Raw genomic sequence first — 21,474 nt, 5'->3', positions numbered from 1 at the left:
TTAAAAGTTTCAATAAATTATTTTAATACATTCAAAGTTTAAATTTAACTGTATGTTTAAAAATTCAAAAATATCTTTTTCTTAAAAGGAAAAAAATGCAAAATTACGGCGAAAGTAATATTAGAGTTTTAAAGGGCTTAGAAGCCGTTCGCAAACGTCCCGGAATGTATATCGGCGATACAAATGTGGGCGGACTTCATCATATGATTTATGAGGTTGTGGATAATTCCATTGACGAGGCGATGGCAGGCTTTTGCACCCACATAAGCGTAGAGCTTACAGAACAAGGTAGCTGCATAGTCAAAGATAATGGACGAGGCATACCTGTGGGCATTCACCCAACAGAAAAAATCCCCACACTGACAGTCGTTTTAACCGTCCTTCACGCAGGTGGGAAATTTGACAAAGACACTTATAAAGTAAGCGGAGGACTTCACGGAGTGGGAGTTTCAGTTGTAAATGCCCTTTCAAAGCACCTTGTAGCCACAGTTGAAAGAGAAGGACACATTTACCGCCAAGAATTTGCCAAAGGAAAGCCCATAAGCGAGCTTGAAATCATAGGGCAAAGCGAGAATACAAGCACCACGGTTGAGTTTTTCCCTGATGATGAGATCTTTGAGCTTACAAATTTTGACTATGAAATCCTTGCTAAAAGATTTAAAGAACTTGCCTATTTAAACCCCAAAATTACCATTGATTTTACCGATAAAAGAGGCGAGGGAAAGAGCGAGAGCTTTCATTTTGACGGAGGCATTTCTCAGTTTGTAAGCGATTTAAATTCAAAAGAAGCACTCACAAAGGTAATCTCTTTTAGCACAGATGAAGAGGATGTAAATGTCGAAATCGCTTTAATGTATAATGAAAGCTACAACGAGAATTTGCTGTCCTTTGTAAATAACATAAAAACCCCAGACGGAGGCACTCACGAGGCTGGTTTTAGGATGGGGCTAACCCGTGTTATAACAAATTATGTTGAGGCAAACGCAGCAGCAAGGGAAAAGGATAGCAAAATCACAGGCGATGATGTTAGAGAAGGGCTAATCGCCATTGTAAGCGTAAAGGTGCCTGAACCGCAATTTGAGGGGCAAACAAAGGGCAAGCTTGGCTCATCTTATGTGCGTCCCATAGTAAATAAAGCCACTTTTGAATACCTTACAAAGTATTTTGAGGAAAATCCCATCGAGGCAAAAGCCATTATGGCAAAGGCTTTAATGGCAGCAAGAGGCAGAGAAGCTGCCAAAAAGGCAAGGGAGCTAACCCGCAAAAAAGAGGGTTTAAGCGTAGGGACCTTGCCCGGAAAACTTGCAGACTGTCAAAGTAAGGACCCAAGCGAGTGTGAAATTTATCTTGTGGAGGGAGACTCAGCTGGAGGCTCAGCAAAGCAAGGACGAGAAAGGGGCTTTCAGGCTATCTTGCCGCTCAGGGGTAAGATTTTAAATGTAGAAAAGGCTCGCCTTGATAAAATTTTAAAAAGTGAAGAAATAAAAAATATGATAACAGCCTTTGGCACGGGCATAGGCGATGAGTTTGATTTATCCAAACTTCGTTATCATAAAATCATCATTATGACGGATGCGGATGTGGATGGCTCGCACATTCAAACCCTACTTTTAACCTTCTTTTTCCGCTTTATGAACGCCCTTGTTGAAAACGGACATATTTATCTAGCCCAACCCCCACTTTATCGCTACAAAAAGGGGCAGAAAAAAGAGATTTATCTAAGGGATGAAAAGGCTTTAAATGAGTATCTAATCGAAACAGGCATTGAAACAAGTAGCTTTGAGGGGGTTGGCATAAATGATTTAAAAGACTTTTTAAAAATCGTTGCAGCCTACCGCTCTGTTTTAAAAGAGCTTGAAAAAAGATATAGCATAATTAGCGTGGTTCGTTATTTGATAGAAAATAAGGATTTAATCAAAAACGACAACAACGAGCTTTTTAAAATCATCAAAACTTTCCTTGAAAAACAAGGGCATAATATCTTAAATTTATACATAAACGAGAGCGAAATTCGCATTTTTGTGCAAACTGAAAACGGACTTGACGAGCTTGTCATAAATGACGCGTTATTTAGCAATCCGCTTTATGAGGAGGCTTCTTTTATCTATGAAAAGATAAAAGAAAGGGATTTTAATCTTGGCAAGGATATTTTGGAGTTTTTAGAAGACATTGAGAAAAATGCCAAAAAGGGTGCTTATATACAGCGTTACAAGGGGCTTGGCGAGATGAATCCTGATCAGCTTTGGGACACAACAATGGATCCCACAAACCGCCGCTTGCTTAAAATCTCCATAAATGACGCTCAAAGTGCAAGCGATACCTTTAATCTCTTTATGGGAGATGAGGTTGAACCTCGTAGAAATTACATACAAGATCACGCAAAGGATGTAAAGCATTTGGATGTATAATGACCTTGCGTTTTGCTTGTGAATTTTAGTGTGAGTGCTTTTTGGAATTTAGATGTGAATTTGTGAATTTTGCGGACACTTTTTTGGAATTTGAGTTGTGAATTTTAAGTGTTTTATGTCTTAGAATTTCTTTTAAATTCGCATAAAAAGCATAAAAATTCACAGTTTAAATTAATTTTTATATATTTTGCAATCAATGTTTAATAATTTGTATATACTTCTTGCCTTGAAACATTTTTGTTTAAATCCTTTATATGTAGAATTTTTGTGAATCTTTAAGCTAAAATTCACAAAAAGAGTGAATTTGCATTTTCTATACTCTATATTTTAAATACGCAAAAGCTTTTTAGCTGTGAATTTTTTAATCTCAATAATTCTATTATGTCAAGTTTGCATCTTTAAATTAATCTTTTATTTAAGAACTTAGGCTAAATTTTGAAATGAAAATTCACAAAAGGAGGACATAAAATGTCAAAACTAACAGATAAATTAATCCAACTTCAAGCCGATACTCACAAACTATGGCTTCGTTTTCATAATTATCATTGGAATGTCAAGGGTTTGCAATTTTTTGCAATTCATTCTTACACTCAAACAGCCTATGAAGACATAGCAAAGCTTTTTGATGATTTAGCCGAAAGAGCCTTACAGCTTAAAACAAAGGCTCTTGTTTGCCATAAGGATCTAATTGAGGCTGCGAAATTACCAAAGCTTGATGGGAAGGATTGCTTCACAGCAGTTGAGGTTTTGGAAAATTTAAAGAAGGATTATGGTTACTTGCTAACTGAGTTTAAAAAGCTTGACGACTTAGCCACAAAGGATGCAGATACCACCACCTCAGCCCTTGCACAAGAACAGATAGCAAAGCTTGAAAAGTCTTTGTGGATGCTTGATAATGCACTTGAAAGTTCTTGCAAAAAGAAGTAAACTTCTTGCAATTAAACTTAAAATAGCTTGAAATCTTTTTAAAATTTAAAGATTTTAAGCTTATTTTAAAATTACTGTATAAATTTATCTTCTAATCTTTGAATTTATTACTGAAATTTAATGTTTTTGAATTTAAAGCTTATAAAATGCTTTACTAATTGTCTTTAAAATCATTGCGATTTCATAAGGTCCGAAATTATTTCTAAATTGTATAAATTCAATAAAATCTTTTTTTCTCTTTGTAAATACCTTTAAATTTAAAGATTTGCAATAAATCTTTAAAATCACTTAAATTCATCGTTTTCAAACACAAAAATATGCTAAACTTACTCAAAATATATCTTTCTTTCAAGACTTAAATTTATAAGGCATAAAATGATAAAACATAAAACCTATGAAATTAAATCCACAGACGACATAGAACTAAACATTAAAAGAGATTCTTTGCTTGAATTTAAACTAAGTTATGATGATGAAAAAGAAATGAAGGCCTTATTTGTCTTTATACCAGGATGTGGAATGGATGCTTGTAATGACAGTTATGCTGATCATATAGCTGAGTTTGTGGTGAAGGAATTTGAGGTTTGTTGTTTGAGGGTTAATTATCATTGCATACAAAATAGAATGCCCATAGGAGCTAAGCCTTATATGGATGAGATAGATAAACTCATTTTTAATGAAACCTGCAAAAGCCTTGGCATAAGAGGCTTTGATTTTAAAGATGGGGATTTAAGCGCTCAGGATTTAAAGGATAGCTTTTTTTATTTTGATGAGATGATAAAGGATATGAGGCTTGGCAAAAAACTTGTTTTAACTTTAAGTCTAAGACCCACAAAAAATGAGTATCAAAATTTCGGTGTAATGCAAGCCTTAGATCTAATCAATGCCATTTATTTTGTCCGCAAAAATTATGCCTCATTTAAGCTTAAAAATCCACCTAAAACCTTGCTTTTTGGCTCATCTCACGGAGGGTATCTTGCACTTTTGTGTGCGAAATTTGCTCCTTGGTTAATCGACTGTGTGGTTGAAAGCTCAGCTTATACAAAGACCTGCGTAGCTTATGTAGGCTTTATAAAAGAAATAGATTATGAAAACATAGGCGACATTACTATAAATATGAAGCATTTTAAAATTCACGCCTTTACAAAAAGCCTTTGGACTACAAACAAAGAATCAAGATTTTATTTTTCACCCTCTTGCGCACAAATTAGAGCTCTTAGCAAGGAGCATTTAAGGCTTTTAGCCTCTTATAAAAAGCCTCATTTTATATCTTATCATTCCATAAAAGATGAGTTCATAGCACCAGCTTACTTAAAAGAGGAGTTTCATTCAAACTTACAAGAATTTGGCTTTAAAAGCAAACTTCATATGATAAGTCAAAAGGATGTGGATGGTAAGTTTATAAAGAATTTAGAAGCACACGGAATGAATATGTCTTTAAAGACTTTAATACAAAAAGAATTACCTCCTTTACTTAAAACACAATTTACACACAATAAAAAAGAAAAGAAAGAAATTATTTATCCTTGTGAGAATTTAGAATATCATTTCAAAGAAAAGCTTGAGGGGGGGGGGGTATTGAGCTTTTTATAAGAAGCTTAAATAAGCCTTAAATAAAATTCAAGCCTTAAACCTTCAAGCTTAATAAAAATCTAGGCTCAATCCTAAGTGCTTGATTTATTATGAGTTTTAATAAGATTTGGCTCAAGATACTCTAATAGGATTTTCTCTTATCAATTTTAATAAATTTTGATGAGAATTTTGCCTTAAATTTTTCGTCTTAATCGCGTTTCTTTTAAGTGAAGGACAAAATTTTCTTTTTTTATACCTCATAAATTTAGCAAGTCTAAATTTCGCAAACTTCTGCTTAAAATTACGAGTGCGTAGCACGAAGTAAAAAATTCACAATCGCATTGATGTGGTTTCGTGCGTGTGCAAACTCGTTTTTGCTATGCTTTATACTATAATGTGCCTTTATTCATTTTACTACGCAGTTGCGAGACGAAGCAAAAAATCCACCAGACACCGTATGCTTTGAAGCTTTCCTGTAAATTTCACTTTCTGCCAACTCTGAAAATTCCTTTATTATGGACTGCAATTCTTTGGTTAAGCAGTATTTAACGACCTGTGTATAAACGACAACCTAGCGTTTTAGCATTCATTTTCGCAGAGGAACAAGAGGCTTAACGAAGTAAAAACACAGTCGTTTTCTTGCTAACCCCACGCCCACGATTACCTCGCACCCTTTTTGCCCCTTCTACTACGCAGTTACTAGTGTAACGAAGTAAAAAATAACTCTCATCAACTTCAACCACTCATTTTTTAAAGAAACTTCGTTTTGCTGATTTTTTGCACTCTTTAAGGGTTAAAATGCGAATTTCTTGCACAATTGCATTCACACAAGCACGAGTTATTTTGCAAATTTGAGCGTCTTTTAGCCTCTAAATCAATTCCCCAAAAGTTACAAGAGGCTTAACGAAGTAAAAAATACTTCGTAATTTCTTATTGGGAATGAATCATATATTTATTTTTCATCTAACTCTTTATACTTTAAAATGATCTTGTATCAAATTAAAGTACCTTGAGCCTAAGATTTTATATAAATCTTGTTCTTTAATTTGAGTATTAGATCTAAATTTTGTTTCTTTTAAATTGAAGTAATAAGTTCTCTTTTTGAATTCCTTTAGTTTTGCTTAATCTATGCTTTACATATCCCCTTGTGTTAGCAGTTTCAAGTTAAGCTAAATAAAAAAATTCACGGTTTCATTTATGTGATTTTACCTAGTGTAAACTCATTGTTAGAGTGCTTAACAAAATCTTGTGCCTTTGTTCCTTCTTATAAAGGAACTAGTGCGTAGAACGAGTAAAAACATTCACAATTTCGTTAATGTGCTTGTGTCCATTTGCAAACTCGAATTTGGCGTACCTTACCATAATAACGAGTTTTTGCTCCTTCTTGAAAAGAGACGAGCCACAAGGCGAAGTAAAAAATACTTTAAAAATTTTCCTAAAATTACATTTGACGAAATTTGCAAACGGATTTTTGTTTTTCATAGGACTTAGCTTAAAAACCTTTTGGTTTAAGTTTAATTGAGCCTAAAGCTTTAATTTTATAGATCTATCTCAATGCCAACAGGGGCGTGATCAGAGCCAAAAATATCAGCTCTTATAAAGGCATCTTTTAAGGCATTTTTTAAATTTGAGCTTATGAAAAAATAATCAATCCTCCAGCCAACATTCTTTTCTCTAGCCCTCATCCTATAACTCCACCAAGAGTACTTCTCAGGTATATCCCCTTGAATTTCTCTAAAAGTATCTATAAAATCAGCCTTTAAAAGCTCATCTATCCAGGCTCTTTCAATGGGCAAAAAGCCAGAGGTGTTAGCATTTGCCTTTGGATGAGTTAGATCTATTTCCTTGTGGGCTGTATTTACATCCCCACAAATGATGATTTTTTTATTATCCTTTAATAATTTTTTAAGATATGTTAAAAAATTCGCATAAAATTTCATCTTATAATTTAGCCTATCCTCATCTTTTTGTCCATTTGGAAAATAAATATTAAATAAAACTATATCCTTAAAGCGATGTTCAAGCACCCTACCCTCATCATCCTCGCTAAATTCACAGTTAAAAGTCTCACAGTCAAACTCACACAAGCTCATAACCCCAGAATACCCAGGTCTTTTTGCTGAATTTGAAAAGATATTTTTGTATCCAAGCTCGTAAATATCCTTTGGAAACTTATCCTCGCTAGCCTTGATCTCTTGAAAGCCTACAAAATCAGGCCTTTCATCTTCTAGCCATTTTAAACCCTGCTTGTCGCAAATGGAACGAAGCCCATTTACATTCCACGAAATTAGTTTCATTCTTATCCTTTTTAAACTTTTATACCTACAAAGTGCAACTATGTAAACATATTTTGCTTTTTAAAATTTAGCCCAAATAAATTCAAGCCCTTCTTAAAAAGCCTCATAAAAAGCTAAATTCTAAGATAAAAGTATAAATTTAAAGTAAGTTAAGGATTAATTTAAGATAAACTTCTTTTTTCCTCAATGAGCTGTGAAATATTTGAATGATTTATAAAATGAAGAAAAATTTCTTTAAAATTTATGCTAAAAATTCAAAGATATAATTTTAAGGTATTTTAATCTAGCTTTAATATGAGGTGAAATTATAATTTTGCTTAACTGTGCCAAATTTTTAAAGTCAAACAGTTTTTATGAAGCAAGATATTTAAAAACTTAGGCTCAAAACAACTTAAGCTCAAATAAATGAGTTTTAAATTATGATTTATAAGATGAAAAACAAGTGTATTAATCGTTTCAGAATTTCAGAGGCTAAATTTAAAGAATTGTAAAGTATTTTTTTACTTCGTGTTACGCGCTCGTCCCTTTTGAAAAAGCCTTGATCTTAAAGCCATAAAAATTGCAAAATTAAGCAAAAGTTATTGCCAAAGCATCAATAAAATAATCAAAAATATTAGAATTTTAAGCCTTAAAGAATGTAAAAAAATTCAAAAGTGCAAGATTGAAATAGCTGAGAGTTATTTAGGTGGTGTGCGAGCTAAGCTTGGACTTGGAGCTGGTAAGAAAACACAAGTTTTTTTACTTCGTGCTCTTGTCCCTTTGCAAGAAGGTATGCTAAAACGAAATGGACAAGTTTATACTCAGCTTGTAAAAGCTTACTTGGCTAGTGAGCTATTAGCTATGGGATTTAAGTGGTATGAGGAAGATGGAATTTTAGTGCTTGGCTATTTATGATGGTTTAGTTGATTTTTTACTTCGTTTTGTCTTGCAACTGCAATCAAAAGGAGCAAAGTTATAGAGTAAAACACTCTAAAAATAAGTTTGCAAAGGACACAAATCATATAAATGGCATTGAGAATTTTTTTGCTTCGTTTCGTCTTACAACTGTGTAGAGTAAAAGTTTTAAAAGTTGACACTTGCCAAATTTCATGGCTAAAAAGAAAATTTTGTCTTTCATTTAAAAGAAACCCAATTAAGACCAAAATTTTAAGGCAATATTCTCATCAAAATTTATTAAAATTGATAAGCCAAAATCCGCTTAAGTTGGATTGAGGCTAAATTTAATAAAATTCAAAGAGTTTCTAAACAGTAAGATCTGTTTTAAAAACTGCTTGCGTGAATTCTTGGCTTAGATCCTTTTCTTGTGTTAAGTGCTGATAGGAATTAATTATTTTCTTTTTTTCTCTAAGCTGATCAAGCTCAGCCTCGCTTATTGTTTCTTTTGCTTCTATTAGAGCCTTAAATTCAGGGTATTTAGCAAGGAGTGCTTCTTCATGCCCAGCTTTTTTTGTTTTTTTCTTTTTTATCTTTTGAGTGTTTTGATTATCTTCTAATTCTAGCTCAAATTCCTTATTAAGCTCCTCAAATCTATGTGCTGCTAGCGAATTTAAGCCTCCATACAAGGAAGTTTCAAAGATCGTTTCATAAAGACCCACAGCCATAGCCTTTTCGTTATTAAATTTCTTGGCTATAAGTGAATATGTTTGTATGTTGATATTTTCATCCTTAAAATAAGATCTTAAAAAGTCATTTAGCCAGTTTTCATAGCCTTGTTCTAAGGCATCAGTTGAGGCATAAGCTTCTAAAAAGCTTATTTCTCCATTTCTATCCTTATCACTAAGTATGCTAATATTTATAAGCTCATCAAGGCTTATAGCCTTATTTGTTATCTTGCCATTTTCATAAGCAAAGTTTGTACCGTCAAAAAATTTTAGCCAAGGACCATTTTTAATAGAGTCAGCTTCTTGGGCTAAGGAATTTTTAAAGCCTAGGTGTTCTAGTGCTTTGATGGTGGAGTTGCCATTAAAATCATTTGCCAAAAAGCCTCTATTATAAGCTAGATCCTTATACCAACCCTCCACAAAAACAGCCGCATCTCCGCTTAATCCTACCGAGCCGTCCTTTAAGGTTATGAAGTTAGAGCTATCAAAATGATCCTTTAAAAAATTCAAGCTTTCACTGCTAAGCCTAAGAGATATTTGTTTTTCATCATCAAATAATTTAATTATATTGCTTGTATGTTCCCTTGTCTTAGAAAGCTCAAAGTCATCTGCTCTTCTATAAGCATACTCAACTTTTGGAGCCTTAAAGGCTGCTTGATCCTTGTTTTGAAAAAAACTTGCTTGAACGGATATTAGGGTTTTGCCTATGTTCATCTTAGTTTGCCTTTTTAAATCTATGTTTTATTTTTGGACTAAATTGTTTTTTTGATTAAAATCGATTTGTGATGTCTCTTTGGTTTTTAAATCGACATTTTCTTAATTTAAACACTCATAAATCTTGCCAGGCCAAACATAGCCTCTCTTACAAACAGGATCACCACTCACCCAAATGTATCTATGTGCATTGCAACATAAACAAGTTTTTCCATCAAAGCCCCAGCAAGTCTTTGAGTAAAGCTCTTCTTGAGAGCAGTTTTGAAGCCAAGGATTACAAGCTGCCTCAACTAGGCTTATAGATAAGATTAAAAGCATCTTAGCTACAAAAAATCTTTTCATAATACCTTCCTTTAAGATCTTTGAATTTTTAGAGCTTATAAGCTTAAAATTTTGGCTTTTTTACAAGATCAAGCCAAATCTCATTAAGCTTTTATATCCAAAAGCCTTTTTTCGTCTCTAAACTCCTCCTCCTCACTTACACTGAGATTAAGGATCTGACTCTTAGTTCTTTGTTCTTCTATCTTTTTGCCCTCTGCTTCGACAAGTTTCATACCTTTTAGCATATCTTCTATGCTTGTAGCAAACATAGAAGCATCAAAACAAAGGGCATTACTTGCATCTATATTCATAGTAAAGCCTTTTTATCTTGGCCATCTTAGGCACAAATATCTGCCATTGCCTAAAGCATTAATAGCCTTGCATCCAGCTTCTCTTAGAATTTCGTTGCGAGTGCTTCTATCTTGTCTAGGATCATCGTAGTATCCACCCTCAGAATTGTCATAACCGGCTGCAAGTGCAGCTACTGCGAAAAAACTTAAAATAACAATAAATTTTTTCATTTGGAAATCCTTCCTGTCTTCTTTATATCTGCTTTTAGTAAAAACTACTAAAAGCAAACATAAATTCAACATCGGCAAGATTTCATTTTTCTTTAGCCTGAATTTTAATTTCTTTTAAAGAGCTTAGTCGCCGTGTGTTGGGTGGTGTTCTGGATCAAGTTCGTTGTTTTGGATAAATTCTTGCTTTGCCTTTTCGCAGTTTTTATCTCTAAGATCGCGGTAGGCATTGCGACTTGCGATCTCTTTTTGAGTGAGGGGTCTATCTTCTAGCCAAGATATGTGAAAATATGTATCATCAGGCTTTGAGTGTGAATTGTAAAAATCCACATAATCAAAATAATCCTTAACGCTTCTATACTCCACAGTCTCTTCTATATAAATAGTAGGACCAAAGCCCTTGTGGTTTTGTGTGTTGTGCCCAAAGCCAGCAGCATATCTTATCTTATAGGTATTCATCATTTCCTCCTAAAAATTCCTCATAAGAGCCTTTAAAATCGCTAAGTTTTCCATCTTTTAAGTGCCAAATTCTATTTGCAAAAGAATTGATTAACTCTCTATCGTGGCTTATGCAAAGCACAACGCCTTTAAAATTATAAAGTGCCTCGCCAAGGGCTATGATGGCTTCTAAGTCAAGGTGATTGTTAGGCTCGTCCAAGAGTAAGAAGTTTGATCTTTCAAGCATTAAGCGAGAAAGCATAAGGCGGTGTTTTTCGCCCCCGCTTAGTTTGGATACTAATTTTTCTTGATCTAAGCCACTAAAGAGCATTCTACCTAAACATTTGCGAATTTCATCTAGATCCTTAAATTTATCACTCATTAACCATTCATAAAGTTTCAAATCTTCACAAAGGACGGTTGAGGTATCTTGTGGAAAGTATCCTAGCTCAATCGTAGCACCCAAATGCACCTCTCCTTTATCAGCTACTAGCTTGTTTGCTATGATCTTAGCAAGGGTGCTTTTGCCTACCCCATTTTCACCTATAAGGGCTATTTTATCATTTTTTTCAAGCCTTAAATTCAGCCCCTCAAAGAGTTTGTTATCCTCATAAGCCTTGCTTAATCCTTTAAGCTCTAAGATCTCATTTCCTATCTCTCTTTGGGGACGAAAAACTATGCTAGGATCCCTTCTACTTGATATTTTTATCTCCTCTAAATCAAGCCTTTCTAGTGCCTTTGTCCTGCTTGTTGCTTGTTTTGCCTTGCTTGCATTGGCTGAGAAACGGCGTATAAAGCTTTCAAGTGCTTCTTTTTCTTTCAAAGCCTTGTTTCTTTTAAGCTCATTTTGTCTTGCTATAAGGGTTGAAGCCATATACCACTCATCGTAATTTCCTGAGTAGCTTCTAATTTGCTTAAAATCCACATCTAAAATTTTGGTGCAAATTTTATTTAAAAAATGCCTATCGTGGCTGATTACAACAAGCATTCCCTCGTGCCTTAAAAGCTCGTTTTCAAGCCAGGCTATGGTTTTAAGATCAAGATTATTAGTAGGCTCATCAAGCAAGAGTATATCAGCCTTTGAAAACAAAACCTGAGCAAGTAGGATCTTAAATTTATCCGCATTTTGTAGGCTACTCATAGGTGCTTCAAAGTCTTTTATGTTTAAGGAGCTTAGAATTTTTTCAGCCCTTATTTCACTGTCATAATTTGGATCCTCCTCAGCACAGATCATTTCAAGCTCGTTTAATCTCTCATTAATCTCGTCTGTGAATTTAGCACTCTCATAAAGCCTTTCCTTTTCTTTAAGGGCTTCAAAGTATTTTTTATTAGCACAAAGAACCGCATCTTTTACTGTGTAAGCTTCAAAGGCAAAATGATCCTGTCCTAAGACGCTAGTTCTAAGCCCTTCATCTATCAAAAGCTCTCCACTACTTGCTTCAAGCTCTTTGGCTAGGATCTTTAAAAAGGTGCTTTTACCTGCTCCATTTGCACCGATGAGTCCATATCTTTCGCCTTTGTTAAGCTTTAAATTCACATTTTCAAATAGGGTTTGATTTGCAAAACGCATAGTTAGGTTTTTAAGCTCAATCATAGGCTTCCTTGGTTTAAATTTAGGCTTGAATTTATTTTTGCTAAGTTGCTTTTAATCAAGATCAAGTTAGTTAAAAAGCTTGTTTGATAAAACTTGTACTAAGCCTTTGTATTATACCAAATTCAGCCCCTTTTTGCGAAAGGGTGAGCTGAATTTTAATTAAATTTGGCTCAAAAAAAATCTCAAAGTCAAGGTATTTCAAGCTAAAAAGGACGTTTTAGCTCTCTCCCTTTTTTGTGGGAGTAGCTCACAACAAGCACACTCAATGTGATTATAAATCAATGTAGCGCGTAGTACTACACAGTTTAAAAGCCTATAAAAATATGATTTTTTCTTACCAGTTTTATTGAATTTTACTTAAATTCAAGCTATGTGAATTTTTGATTTAAATGTCTTGCTTTTTAAATTTAACCTTGAATTTAGGCTGTTTTTGTGTGTAAGTTAAAGATCTTGATTCCTTGTAAATTCATAAAATTTAGTATCCTTGAGTTGAAATTAAAGGGGCTATTTTTAAAAATGATTTGTGCCTTATTCAAAGAAGCGATCTAGCAGGGCTTGTAGCCCAAGCAAAAAGATCTCAAATATCTTTTTGCTTATTCTTACTAAAAATCATATCTTGTAGCACATCAAGTTTTTTTATAAAGGCTCACAAAGTTTTTGTGTAAAATAAAGGCTTTTTGGAAGCATTGAAAACCTATGTAAATTTAATATTTTGCAAAATAAACCTTTCAAAAACCCTTTTTTATAATTTAGCTTGAATTTAAGCTTGCTAGCTTTTAAATTCAAATAGCATACTTTGTAAAAGCTTTTTTAAAGCTTAAATTTTTAAAGCAGGGCTTAGGCTTTTTTGGCTATAATTTTTGCAAAAAAGGTATTTTTATGTTTGATTTGATTCTAGGTTCTCTTGCACCCATTTCCTTTGCCTTTGAATTGCTTGCCTTGCTTCTTAGCTTTTATTTCAAGCATACTCGCATATTTTTTATAGTTTTAAGCCTTCTTTTGAGTAAGATCCTTTATCTTTATGCAAGCTTGTATCAGGTTAATTTATTTTTAAGCTTGTTCTTGCCCTTTGTCTTTGTGCTTTTTGTTTTAAGCAAGAAAACAGCCCTAATCCTTGAAAAAAGTTCCTTTATAAAACTAGGCGCGATCTTTTTTGTTGGAATTTTAGCCTTGTTTTTAAGCAAGAGCACGAATTTCAATGCTAGTTTGAGCGAGGATCTTTTTGAGTTAGGATTTTTTAGCCCACTTAGCGATCTAAGTGCGATCTTTTTTATGATAGAGCTTTTGTTTTTGCTTTTTTGGGGATTTTTAAGGGGGGAGCTTTATTTTGTCCTTGCCTTTGTGCTACTTTTTATGCAGTTTTTATTTCAAAAAAGTGCTACTGTTTCGTTTTTTGAGTTTGCTTCTTTGTATTTTGCGCTTTATCTTTTGTATAAGAGCTATAAAACTGTTTATTTTGATCCTGTAAGCAAACTAGCAAACGGCAAGGCTATGAAAAGAAGGCTTTTGGGGCTAAGGGCTTATTATCTTGGAATTTTACGCTTTGAAGGCTTAATTAACTTAGAAAGAGGGGATAAAATAGTTGTGCTTAAAAAGATAGGAAAGATTTTAAGAAGACAAAAGGGGGTGCAAATTTTTCACACACAAGAAGACTTTATCCTTGTCTTTGAGGATGAAGGCCTTGCAAAGACTCTTTTAAAAAGCCTAAAAGAAGGTTTTGAGAATACTAGTTCTTGGCTTAAAGATAAGCCCTTGCAACTAAGTGTTTCAACTGCCTTGATAAGGGGTAAAGAGGATTATGAAGAAAGCATCTTGTCTTTACAAGATGCTGTGTCTAAAAGGACAACTACTTAGCGTTTGCCTCAACTTCTATGTTGATAAATACATCGTCTCCTAGGGCTACTGTTGAGGAGCCGGGTGCGAATTTAAAATCACTTCTTTTGATCTTACCGCTTAAAGAAAAGCCTAGCTTTTCAACCCCTCTTTGTTCTGCTGTGCCGCCTATGTCAGCGTCTAGTTCTATATCCTTTGAAACCCCTACTAAATTCAGTGTGCCTACTATCTTGGCTGAATTTTTCACCTTTTTAAAGGACTTCATAGTGAAGGTGATCTCAGGGTATTTTTTGGCATTGAAAAAATCATCTTTTTGTAAGTGATCATCTCTGCCCTTGTTTTCTGTATTTACAGAAGCTACCTTAACCTTAGCTTCAAGCCTTTTAATCTCCCCATTTTCGTAGTCAATGAGAGCATCATAGTCCTTGAAAAGCCCTGTTACATTGCTGATTGAAAGGTGTTTGATCTTAAAGCCTACTGTTGAGTGAGCCTTGTCTATGACATACTCCTTTGCTACTAGGTTTGAGCTAAACAGTGAAGCCACCAATGCTGAAGCGAAAAGAATCTTTTTCATTTTTTCTCCTTGTAGATAAATTTTGTGTGAAAATTATATGTTTATAAAACAAACAAAAAGAAAATCTCTAAGCTTTAAAGGAGGTGTGAATTTTAAAGACACTTTAAGCAAATGTCTTTCTTGTGAATTCTTTAAAGCAAGGAGATAAATTCACAAAATTATTTCTTTGCTAATTCTTTGAAAAAGGCTACAAAGTCGTTAAATTCAGGTAAATTCAAGTCCTTTTTCTCTCTTTGAGGCTTACCCCACATACACTCAGGAAAAAACTCATCCTCTTTAAAGCGAGCCATTATGTGAAAATGAACCCTTGGCACATAGTTTGCAAAGGAGGCTAGATTGATCTTATCAGGCTTATAAAACTCTCTCATTGCTCTTTCGCACAGCTGCACCATTTCCCAAAGCTCATTTAACAAAGCTTGCGGGCAGTCTGTAAGCTCCTTGTATGGCTCTTTTGTAAAGATCTTGATCCAAGGAATTTGAGCCTCTTCTTTTTCTATAAACAAAACCTCGTTTTCAAAAAACATAAATGTTTCCTTAAATTTTTGTAAATTTTATCAAATTTTTTGTATAATGGTAGATTAACTAAATAAAAAAGAGTTTTTAATGTATATTGACAGTTCTCTTAGCATAAGCTTTCCTCAAATCCCTTCACAAGAAAAAAGAGATCAAAATTTACAAGAAAATCAAGACCTAGCCCTGTCTGAATTTAACGGCCAAGAAGATAAGGCTCAAAATACAAAAGAATCCTTAAAGCAAGAAGAGGAAAGAAAAAAAGAGGATCCAAATGAATTAAGCCTAGAAGAAAGAGCCTTAGTCAACAAACTTTCAGCCATAGATGCGAAGGTAAAAGCACACGAGATGGCCCATGTCTCAGCAGGAGGAGGGCTTACCGGAGGTGCTAGCTTTACTTATACAAGAGGACCTGATAATAAAATGTATGCCATTGCTGGAGAGGTATCTATTTCCTTACAAAAAGGCAATACCCCAGAAGAAACAATAGCAAATGCAAGACAGGTAAGAGCAGCAGCGATGGCACCAAGCGATCCTAGCCCTCAAGATTACAAGGTGGCTGCAAATGCTATGAAGATGGAGCTTGAAGCAAGAGCATGGGCAAATAGAATCAAGGCAGAAGAAGATAAAAAGGCACAAGAAGAAATGAAAGAAGAAAGAGAAGAGCAGACAACAAACAATACCTCAAAACAAAGCATCATCTCAGCCTATACTAAGAATTTAAGAGCCCTTGCTTAAAAGACGCTCTTCTTTAATTAAACTAAACTTTAATACAAAAACAGCTTTAAGCTTAGAACGGTTAATGATGCGTTTATAAATCTTTGGCGATTGATACTTTTAGCTAAAATGACCTAGGATTTTTCCTAATCAATTTTAACAAAATTTTATACAAATTTTCATTCTTAACTTTGACATTATATCGAAATTCACTCTCTTTCAAATGCGTAAAAAGAAAAATTCTCTTTTAATGCCGTGAAACTGACTTAATCTAGCCTTTGTAAGGTCCCTAGAAATTCACAATTTCGTTTATGTGGTTTCGCCCATTTGCAAACTCATTTTTGCTATGTTTGACCCTATAATGAGTCTTTGCACCTTCTTGCAAAGTTGCGAGTGTAACGAAGCAAAAAATCCACCAAACCATCGTAAGATTTGAGACCATCACTGTAAATCTCACTTTATTCAAGCTCTGAAAAGTCCTAGGCAGCAACTCTTTGGCAGAGCAAGTGTTTGAGCGTATAAACGCAACCGTTTCGTTTTAACATTCCAAACACAGGCGTCTTTTTTCCAGCCCCACGCCCACGCTTGCCACGCACACGCCTTGCACCGAAGTAACTTTCATCAACTTCGATTTCACCACTCATTTTCTAAAGAAACTTCGTTTTGCTGATTTTTTCGCACTATTTAAGGGTTAAAAGCTTGCTACACTATCCTATTCACACAAGAGCGAGAAACCTTGCAAAGAGGGCGATTTTGCTTACGCAAATGTCAGCACAAAAGCACTCTAAAATTGCTAAAATTTCCGCTCAAAAATGTAGGGCAAAAATATATACTAACATCGATTTTTCCAAGCTTTGGGCTGTAATTATATCAGCTAAAAGTATCAATCGCCAAATCTTTTGTGTGCTTTGTTTAGCTTTTCACAAAGCTTAGAGGCAAAATTTGGGATAAATTTTGAGGCATTTTTACAATGTTTTGTGTGTTTTTTTCAAGAAATATAAAAGCTTTGTAAATTTTTAACCTAAACAAATGCTCCTAGTAAGCTAAGATCAATCAAAGCACCAAGCTTTAAATATCAAAATGCTAGATCTTTTACACAAAGATATTTTAAAGGCTCCTAATGGCCGGTGTAGACATTTAATCAGCAAAAAAGCATATTCAGCAAAAAAGCACACGAAGTGAGCGTTTTTCCTAAAAGACAGCCTAAATTCACAGTGATACATACTCTTTTTACCTCACTTGCAAGGGCTTGAATTTTTGCGAGTTTTTGTGAGTTAGTGCTTTTTGCATCTTTGTTGTTTTTAGCTTGGGATAAAAGAAAGATGAATTTTAAGGATTACAGAGCTAAGATTAGCTTGACTGTCTTTTAATAAATTCTTAGCTAGTTGAATTTTATACTTAGAATTTGTAAATTTGAAATATAAGCTTACTTTTTTAACACAACAAAAGAGTATATTTTGCGATCTTGCTTTTGCTTTTTATAAATCCTTTAAATTCATATATGTAAATTTTAAACTTGGCTTTGCCTCTAAAAAGATCTAGTGCTTATACAAATTAATTCGCTAAATAAAGCTTGATTATTGCGATTAAAATAACAAGTGTAATAGAGATGAAAAAATAACCATACAAAATTTTTTCATATAGCATAGGAAAATGTATAGAATTATCTTTTTTGAGTAGCTTTTTTTGCTTTTCAAATGGAATTTTTTTGAAAGCAAAAATAAGGCAAAGTATTTTATAATGGCTTTTTACTCTAAAATATAAGTATTTTCTATGAGGCCAGGTTATCTTTTTTATCTTCTTGATACCAGCTATAAATTTATCCTTATCCCAAGCTTATTCTTCACACCAATCATCTAGCCAAGAAATAGGATATTTATGTCTTAAACAATATGAAGCTGTAAGATAAAACAAGCTATCTAAATCTTTTTGATTAAAGTCATTTTTTATATTTAAAATTTGTTTTTTTACTAATTTATATTTTCTTTTTACCCTAAAAAGTGCAAGGCATTCCTCTTTGCCAGCTTTGTGTGTATTTTCTTGTATCTGATTGACTTATATCCCCTAGAATCTCAATGTAGGAAGTGTAGTAATTAAACACCGTGCTTAAAATATAAGATATTTCTTGTTCTTGTTTTGATAAATTATTCAAGATTAAATTCCTTCAATAAAGAATCTATCTTGTCTTTAATGTAATCATTTACAAATTTATCACCCAAATATCCACCACCAACGCTTCCTAAAAAGCCCAATGCAGCAACACTCATAAAAGCATAGGGACCGCAAATAAGTCCAGTCCAAGCACCCACGCTACCACCAAATATTCCACCACCAATAGTAGCACCATTTGATATGATGGCTTCAAATTTATTTTCCGATACATAAAGATCATAAGTAGCATACCCCACAGTTAAAACGGCAAAACCTTTAGCAAAATTTTTAGCTATTGATATTTTAGCATTCAATGTTTCGTTTGATTTGCCAGATGATTTTATTATGCTTTTATATATTTTTAATTGCTTATACTCGGGTAATTTATCAAAAGCTTGTATTATATTTTGTTTGTTAAGTTTTCCTTTTATAGCCTCATCAAATGTCTGCCCTTTTTCTTTAACTGTCTTTGCAATAGTTTTGCCTAAAGCAGTACTTTTTTGGCGCATATCTTCCATCATTTCATTGCGAAACTTGTTTGCTTGTTGTGCTAAATCTTTAAGCTTATTGATGTCTTTTTCTGCTTTGGCTTGATTTTTAATGCTATTTAACATTTCTTTAATACTTTCGCGGTATTTTGTTCTCACATAATCATTGTGAAAGGCTTCTTTTGCAAAAAATGTAAGGCTTGCTTCAATTAAATGTAATTCTTGTTCTAACTCAACAAGCCAATCTTTATCTTTTGATTTTATTTTGCTAGCTCTAATCCCCTCCCACTCTCCTATAAACCTCAAAGGCAGTTTAAATTCAACATTTACATAGCCTCTATTTACATCATCACTTGTTAATTGAATTTTTTGTGAGGCTTTGTTGTTTGCCTCGTTCTTATTTGTCAAGTGAATATTTGGCTGTAAAATTTTCTTTACCATTTAAATTAGAAATAATTATTTTAATAAAATGATAAATTCAAAAAGCAAGGCTTAATTAAGCTTTCTTTTGCTTGATTTATAAACACTTTCTTTTGTCTGATTTATGAGATCTTCACTTAAATTTGTCCTTATGGTTATAGTGTTCCGTCTAATTTTGATCTGCTTTTTTGAAGTTGATTGTAACAAAATATGCTTAGTTCTTGTGAGTGTTGATTATAGCAAAAAATGGGTGTGTCTTTTGTGATCTTGCCTTTGCTCTTTTTTTTCCTTTAAATTTATACACTTGCTATCTTTTTCTAAATCTTTTAACTTTATACCCTTGCTTTGAGCTTCAATTTCTTTTAAATTTATACCACTTAGGTGAATTTCAAACTTGAATTTTAAACTTGTCCGCTAAATTTATATGATTTATGTGAATTTCAAACTTGCCATTATTGTTTCCCTCATTGCTAAAAATATCCACCTCTTATTTAACCCTTATTTTTATGCCAAAGCAACTGTAAATTTTGTTTGGTTTTAAGGTAGTTTGTAGGGTGCAAGCCTTGTTCTTTGGCATTATGGTGTAGGCTGTGTTTGGCTTAGTTGACATCTTTGCCTTCCTCATCTTCAAATTTTCAAAGTAAAATTTTAGCAAAAATTCACTTATTTTACACACTCTTTCAATGCACATAAACTCTATGCTAAATTTATGTGAATTTACTTGCAGTCCTTGCAGTATTTTTTCACTATGTGCTTTACTTTGGCTTGGTATTCGGTGGATTCGTAGAGCGACAAACATTTCCGTAAAAGCGGTGGAGTTTCTAATAGTTCTTTAAGCCTATCTTTTGTAACAATAGATTTCATCTCTTCTATTGATTTTTTTTTATAATCCGCTAAATATTTTTCCACTTCCTCTTTTATTTTTGCTCCTCTATTGGTCGTAATGCAACGAGCACTTGACCTACCCTCTATGAGCCTTAAATGTTTTTGTAAGTGTTTCATTTCCACTTCCATCCTTTTTGAATCTAAATTAAAATATTCAAGGCAGATACCAAATCCATAGTCTTTCATAGTTTGCACCGTAGTAGCCATAGCAAAATGCATATCTTCGGCAGACTGCTTACTTTTGAGATATGACAAACTGCTCACATCATCATAGTCTAAACACTCCTCTACACAAATACATATAGAAACTCCAAACAAGACTAACAATATAATCTTTTTCATACTTTAGTCTCTTTATTTTAGTTCAAAAAAACATAATTCTCTAACAAAAATATGTTCTCTTTCGTCATTTAAGTAATTTTCATCATCTACAAAATCGCTCCCATTCCACAAAGTAGTATGGCCTCTTGCATCATTGCAAGCATCAATATCCATTGTAACAATGCCTTTTTTATTTAAGCCTTGTAATGTTTTGAAAAATTTTTCATTATTGTTTCGTATTTCTTTTACTCTTTTTGCGTTAATAATATTTGTATAAGAATCTACTAGTGTAGAATATGGTTCTTGTTTGTAATTATAAAATACTTTATAAAAATCTTCTTTATTGTTTTGTGAAAAAGGTTTGAGACCTTTCTTTTTCCAATTCTCAATCAACAAATTTTTGATTCCAGAAACTCCTGTGTAATAGTAAAATCCATCTTTGCCCTTCCACTTTGTCCCACCTACAAGTTTTAAATTTTTGTGATCTATCTTTATCTCGCTATTATTAAAAGCAAAACTAAGTTTTGTGGCACAAGTATTTCTATATGTTTCAATATTTTTGTCTTGCTCTGCTTTTATTTCTGCCTCTATACGAGCTTCATCAAGTTTGCCACCAATATATTCAAATATATGTTTGGCTATAAGTTTTGCTTCTTCTATTTCATTATAAGCTTTTGCTTTAGCTAATTGTTTTGCTTCTTTGTGAATTTTATGTATAATATTGTAACCTTTTTCCATACAACACCAAGTTGGTCGTTGTATATTGGAAGTCAATACCTTGTCTCCACAAACCACTTTACATTTGAATGGCACTTATTACTCCTTATATTTGATTGTAAAATATATTCTTAACAATAGCCTGATTGTTATAAATAGCCACTTTTATATTAAAATCTTTTCCGTTAAGATTACCTTGCAAGTCTAGTGTTTCCCCATCCTCATATCCACTCGTTTTTATATGTAAATTTAAATCAGAGCTATGTCTTGAATCATCGCCCTCTAATCTTATCATTTCCTTTCCATAGCTAAAATACAGTTCTATTATCTCTTTAGCTTTATTAAATTCTACTTTTGGTTTTATTACTTTAATCCCCTCCCACTCTCCTATAAACCTCAAAGGCAGTTTAAATTCAACATTTACATAGCCTCTATTTACATCATCACTTGTTAATTGAATTTTTTGTG

22 protein-coding genes and 2 pseudogenes are annotated in these 21,474 nt (G+C 33.3%); 7 read left to right on the top strand and 17 right to left on the bottom strand.

Going from position 1 to position 21,474, the window contains the following annotated elements; genetic code table 11:
* Positions 1 to 95 precede the first annotated feature (95 nt).
* From gyrB to DMC01_RS07785, 3 genes are all read left to right on the top strand, one after another.
* Complete coding sequence (gene gyrB / locus DMC01_RS07795; protein ID WP_142693683.1) at positions 96 to 2,408, top strand: DNA topoisomerase (ATP-hydrolyzing) subunit B; 2,313 nt, start codon at positions 96 to 98, stop codon at positions 2,406 to 2,408.
* Positions 2,409 to 2,876: 468 nt separating this feature from the next.
* On the top strand, positions 2,877 to 3,335 hold the full coding sequence (locus DMC01_RS07790) for a Dps family protein (protein WP_142693682.1): 459 nt from the start codon (positions 2,877 to 2,879) through the stop codon (positions 3,333 to 3,335).
* Positions 3,336 to 3,710: 375 nt separating this feature from the next.
* Positions 3,711 to 4,928, top strand: coding sequence for a DUF2920 family protein (locus DMC01_RS07785; RefSeq protein WP_142693681.1), 1,218 nt, complete (start codon positions 3,711 to 3,713; stop codon positions 4,926 to 4,928).
* Positions 4,929 to 5,518: 590 nt separating this feature from the next.
* Here DMC01_RS07785 and DMC01_RS15975 read toward each other — a convergent pair.
* On the bottom strand, positions 5,519 to 5,650 hold the full coding sequence (locus DMC01_RS15975; protein WP_282432285.1) for a hypothetical protein: 132 nt from the start codon (positions 5,648 to 5,650) through the stop codon (positions 5,519 to 5,521).
* A gap of 795 nt (positions 5,651 to 6,445) precedes the next feature.
* On the bottom strand, positions 6,446 to 7,204 hold the full coding sequence (locus DMC01_RS07780; RefSeq protein WP_142693680.1) for an exodeoxyribonuclease III: 759 nt from the start codon (positions 7,202 to 7,204) through the stop codon (positions 6,446 to 6,448).
* Positions 7,205 to 7,894: 690 nt separating this feature from the next.
* On the opposite strand from DMC01_RS07780, the gene DMC01_RS15160 reads away from it, so the two are divergent.
* On the top strand, positions 7,895 to 8,098 hold the full coding sequence (locus tag DMC01_RS15160) for a hypothetical protein (protein ID WP_246059123.1): 204 nt from the start codon (positions 7,895 to 7,897) through the stop codon (positions 8,096 to 8,098).
* An 8-nt stretch (positions 8,099 to 8,106) separates the two neighbouring features.
* Positions 8,107 to 8,256, top strand: coding sequence for a hypothetical protein (locus DMC01_RS16635; protein WP_246059125.1), 150 nt, complete (start codon positions 8,107 to 8,109; stop codon positions 8,254 to 8,256).
* A 189-nt stretch (positions 8,257 to 8,445) separates the two neighbouring features.
* Here DMC01_RS16635 and DMC01_RS07770 read toward each other — a convergent pair whose 3' ends face one another.
* From DMC01_RS07770 to DMC01_RS07745, 6 genes are all read right to left on the bottom strand, one after another.
* A complete protein-coding gene (locus DMC01_RS07770; protein ID WP_142693679.1) occupies positions 8,446 to 9,519 on the bottom strand; it encodes a hypothetical protein in 1,074 nt (357 codons plus the stop codon).
* Positions 9,520 to 9,621: 102 nt separating this feature from the next.
* Positions 9,622 to 9,861, bottom strand: a complete 240-nt coding sequence (locus tag DMC01_RS07765; protein WP_142693678.1) for a hypothetical protein — start codon at positions 9,859 to 9,861, stop codon at positions 9,622 to 9,624.
* Positions 9,862 to 9,944: 83 nt separating this feature from the next.
* On the bottom strand, positions 9,945 to 10,151 hold the full coding sequence (locus tag DMC01_RS07760) for a hypothetical protein (RefSeq protein ID WP_142693677.1): 207 nt from the start codon (positions 10,149 to 10,151) through the stop codon (positions 9,945 to 9,947).
* A 12-nt stretch (positions 10,152 to 10,163) separates the two neighbouring features.
* Positions 10,164 to 10,361 carry a hypothetical protein gene (locus DMC01_RS07755; protein ID WP_142693676.1) on the bottom strand — a complete coding sequence of 66 codons (198 nt, stop codon included), beginning with the start codon at positions 10,359 to 10,361 and terminating at the stop codon, positions 10,164 to 10,166.
* Positions 10,362 to 10,484: 123 nt separating this feature from the next.
* The gene (locus tag DMC01_RS07750) at positions 10,485 to 10,817 is read right to left on the bottom strand and encodes a hypothetical protein (RefSeq protein ID WP_246059121.1); all 333 of its coding nucleotides are present in this window, start codon (positions 10,815 to 10,817) and stop codon (positions 10,485 to 10,487) included.
* Complete coding sequence (locus tag DMC01_RS07745; RefSeq protein WP_142693674.1) at positions 10,804 to 12,390, bottom strand: ABC-F family ATP-binding cassette domain-containing protein; 1,587 nt, start codon at positions 12,388 to 12,390, stop codon at positions 10,804 to 10,806. The genes DMC01_RS07750 and DMC01_RS07745 overlap by 14 nt, the downstream gene beginning before the upstream one ends.
* An 879-nt stretch (positions 12,391 to 13,269) precedes the next feature.
* Between DMC01_RS07745 and DMC01_RS07740 the strand changes: the two genes are divergently transcribed.
* Entirely contained in the window at positions 13,270 to 14,244 is a 975-nt protein-coding gene (locus tag DMC01_RS07740; RefSeq protein WP_142693673.1) for a hypothetical protein, read from the top strand.
* Here DMC01_RS07740 and DMC01_RS07735 read toward each other — a convergent pair.
* The gene (locus DMC01_RS07735) at positions 14,237 to 14,797 is read right to left on the bottom strand and encodes a YceI family protein (protein ID WP_142693672.1); all 561 of its coding nucleotides are present in this window, start codon (positions 14,795 to 14,797) and stop codon (positions 14,237 to 14,239) included. The two genes, DMC01_RS07740 and DMC01_RS07735, sit on opposite strands and share 8 nt — an antisense overlap.
* 158 nt (positions 14,798 to 14,955) lie before the next feature.
* Positions 14,956 to 15,321, bottom strand: a complete 366-nt coding sequence (locus DMC01_RS07730) for an HIT family protein (protein WP_142693671.1) — start codon at positions 15,319 to 15,321, stop codon at positions 14,956 to 14,958.
* Between the two features lie 79 nt (positions 15,322 to 15,400).
* Here DMC01_RS07730 and DMC01_RS07725 point away from each other — a divergent pair, with 79 nt between their 5' ends.
* Entirely contained in the window at positions 15,401 to 16,045 is a 645-nt protein-coding gene (locus DMC01_RS07725) for a putative metalloprotease CJM1_0395 family protein (RefSeq protein ID WP_142693670.1), read from the top strand.
* A 103-nt stretch (positions 16,046 to 16,148) separates the two neighbouring features.
* On the opposite strand, the pseudogene DMC01_RS15970 reads toward DMC01_RS07725, so the two are convergent.
* The 7 genes and pseudogenes from DMC01_RS15970 to DMC01_RS15140 all read right to left on the bottom strand — a co-directional run.
* Positions 16,149 to 16,671: pseudogene (locus tag DMC01_RS15970) on the bottom strand (IS1595 family transposase); the annotation flags it as partial.
* A 1,346-nt stretch (positions 16,672 to 18,017) separates the two neighbouring features.
* Positions 18,018 to 18,176, bottom strand: a complete 159-nt coding sequence (locus DMC01_RS15145; RefSeq protein WP_246059120.1) for a hypothetical protein — start codon at positions 18,174 to 18,176, stop codon at positions 18,018 to 18,020.
* A complete protein-coding gene (locus DMC01_RS07710) occupies positions 18,169 to 19,104 on the bottom strand; it encodes a nucleoside/nucleotide kinase family protein (protein WP_142693669.1) in 936 nt (311 codons plus the stop codon). Before DMC01_RS07710 ends, DMC01_RS15145 begins: the two co-directional genes overlap by 8 nt.
* A 466-nt stretch (positions 19,105 to 19,570) precedes the next feature.
* Positions 19,571 to 19,693 carry a hypothetical protein gene (locus DMC01_RS15965; RefSeq protein ID WP_282432284.1) on the bottom strand — a complete coding sequence of 41 codons (123 nt, stop codon included), beginning with the start codon at positions 19,691 to 19,693 and terminating at the stop codon, positions 19,571 to 19,573.
* A gap of 107 nt (positions 19,694 to 19,800) precedes the next feature.
* Positions 19,801 to 20,310 carry a hypothetical protein gene (locus DMC01_RS07705; protein WP_142693668.1) on the bottom strand — a complete coding sequence of 170 codons (510 nt, stop codon included), beginning with the start codon at positions 20,308 to 20,310 and terminating at the stop codon, positions 19,801 to 19,803.
* A 12-nt stretch (positions 20,311 to 20,322) separates the two neighbouring features.
* Positions 20,323 to 21,102, bottom strand: coding sequence for a T6SS effector amidase Tae4 family protein (locus tag DMC01_RS07700; protein WP_246059118.1), 780 nt, complete (start codon positions 21,100 to 21,102; stop codon positions 20,323 to 20,325).
* Positions 21,103 to 21,112: 10 nt separating this feature from the next.
* A pseudogene (locus DMC01_RS15140) lies at positions 21,113 to 21,474 on the bottom strand (hypothetical protein); the annotation flags it as partial.

The organism is Campylobacter troglodytis (assembly GCF_006864425.1).
GTDB classification, from domain to species: domain Bacteria; phylum Campylobacterota; class Campylobacteria; order Campylobacterales; family Campylobacteraceae; genus Campylobacter_D; species Campylobacter_D troglodytis.
Note: the sequence above shows the minus strand (reverse complement) of the source record. Positions and strands in the feature narration are given on the sequence as shown.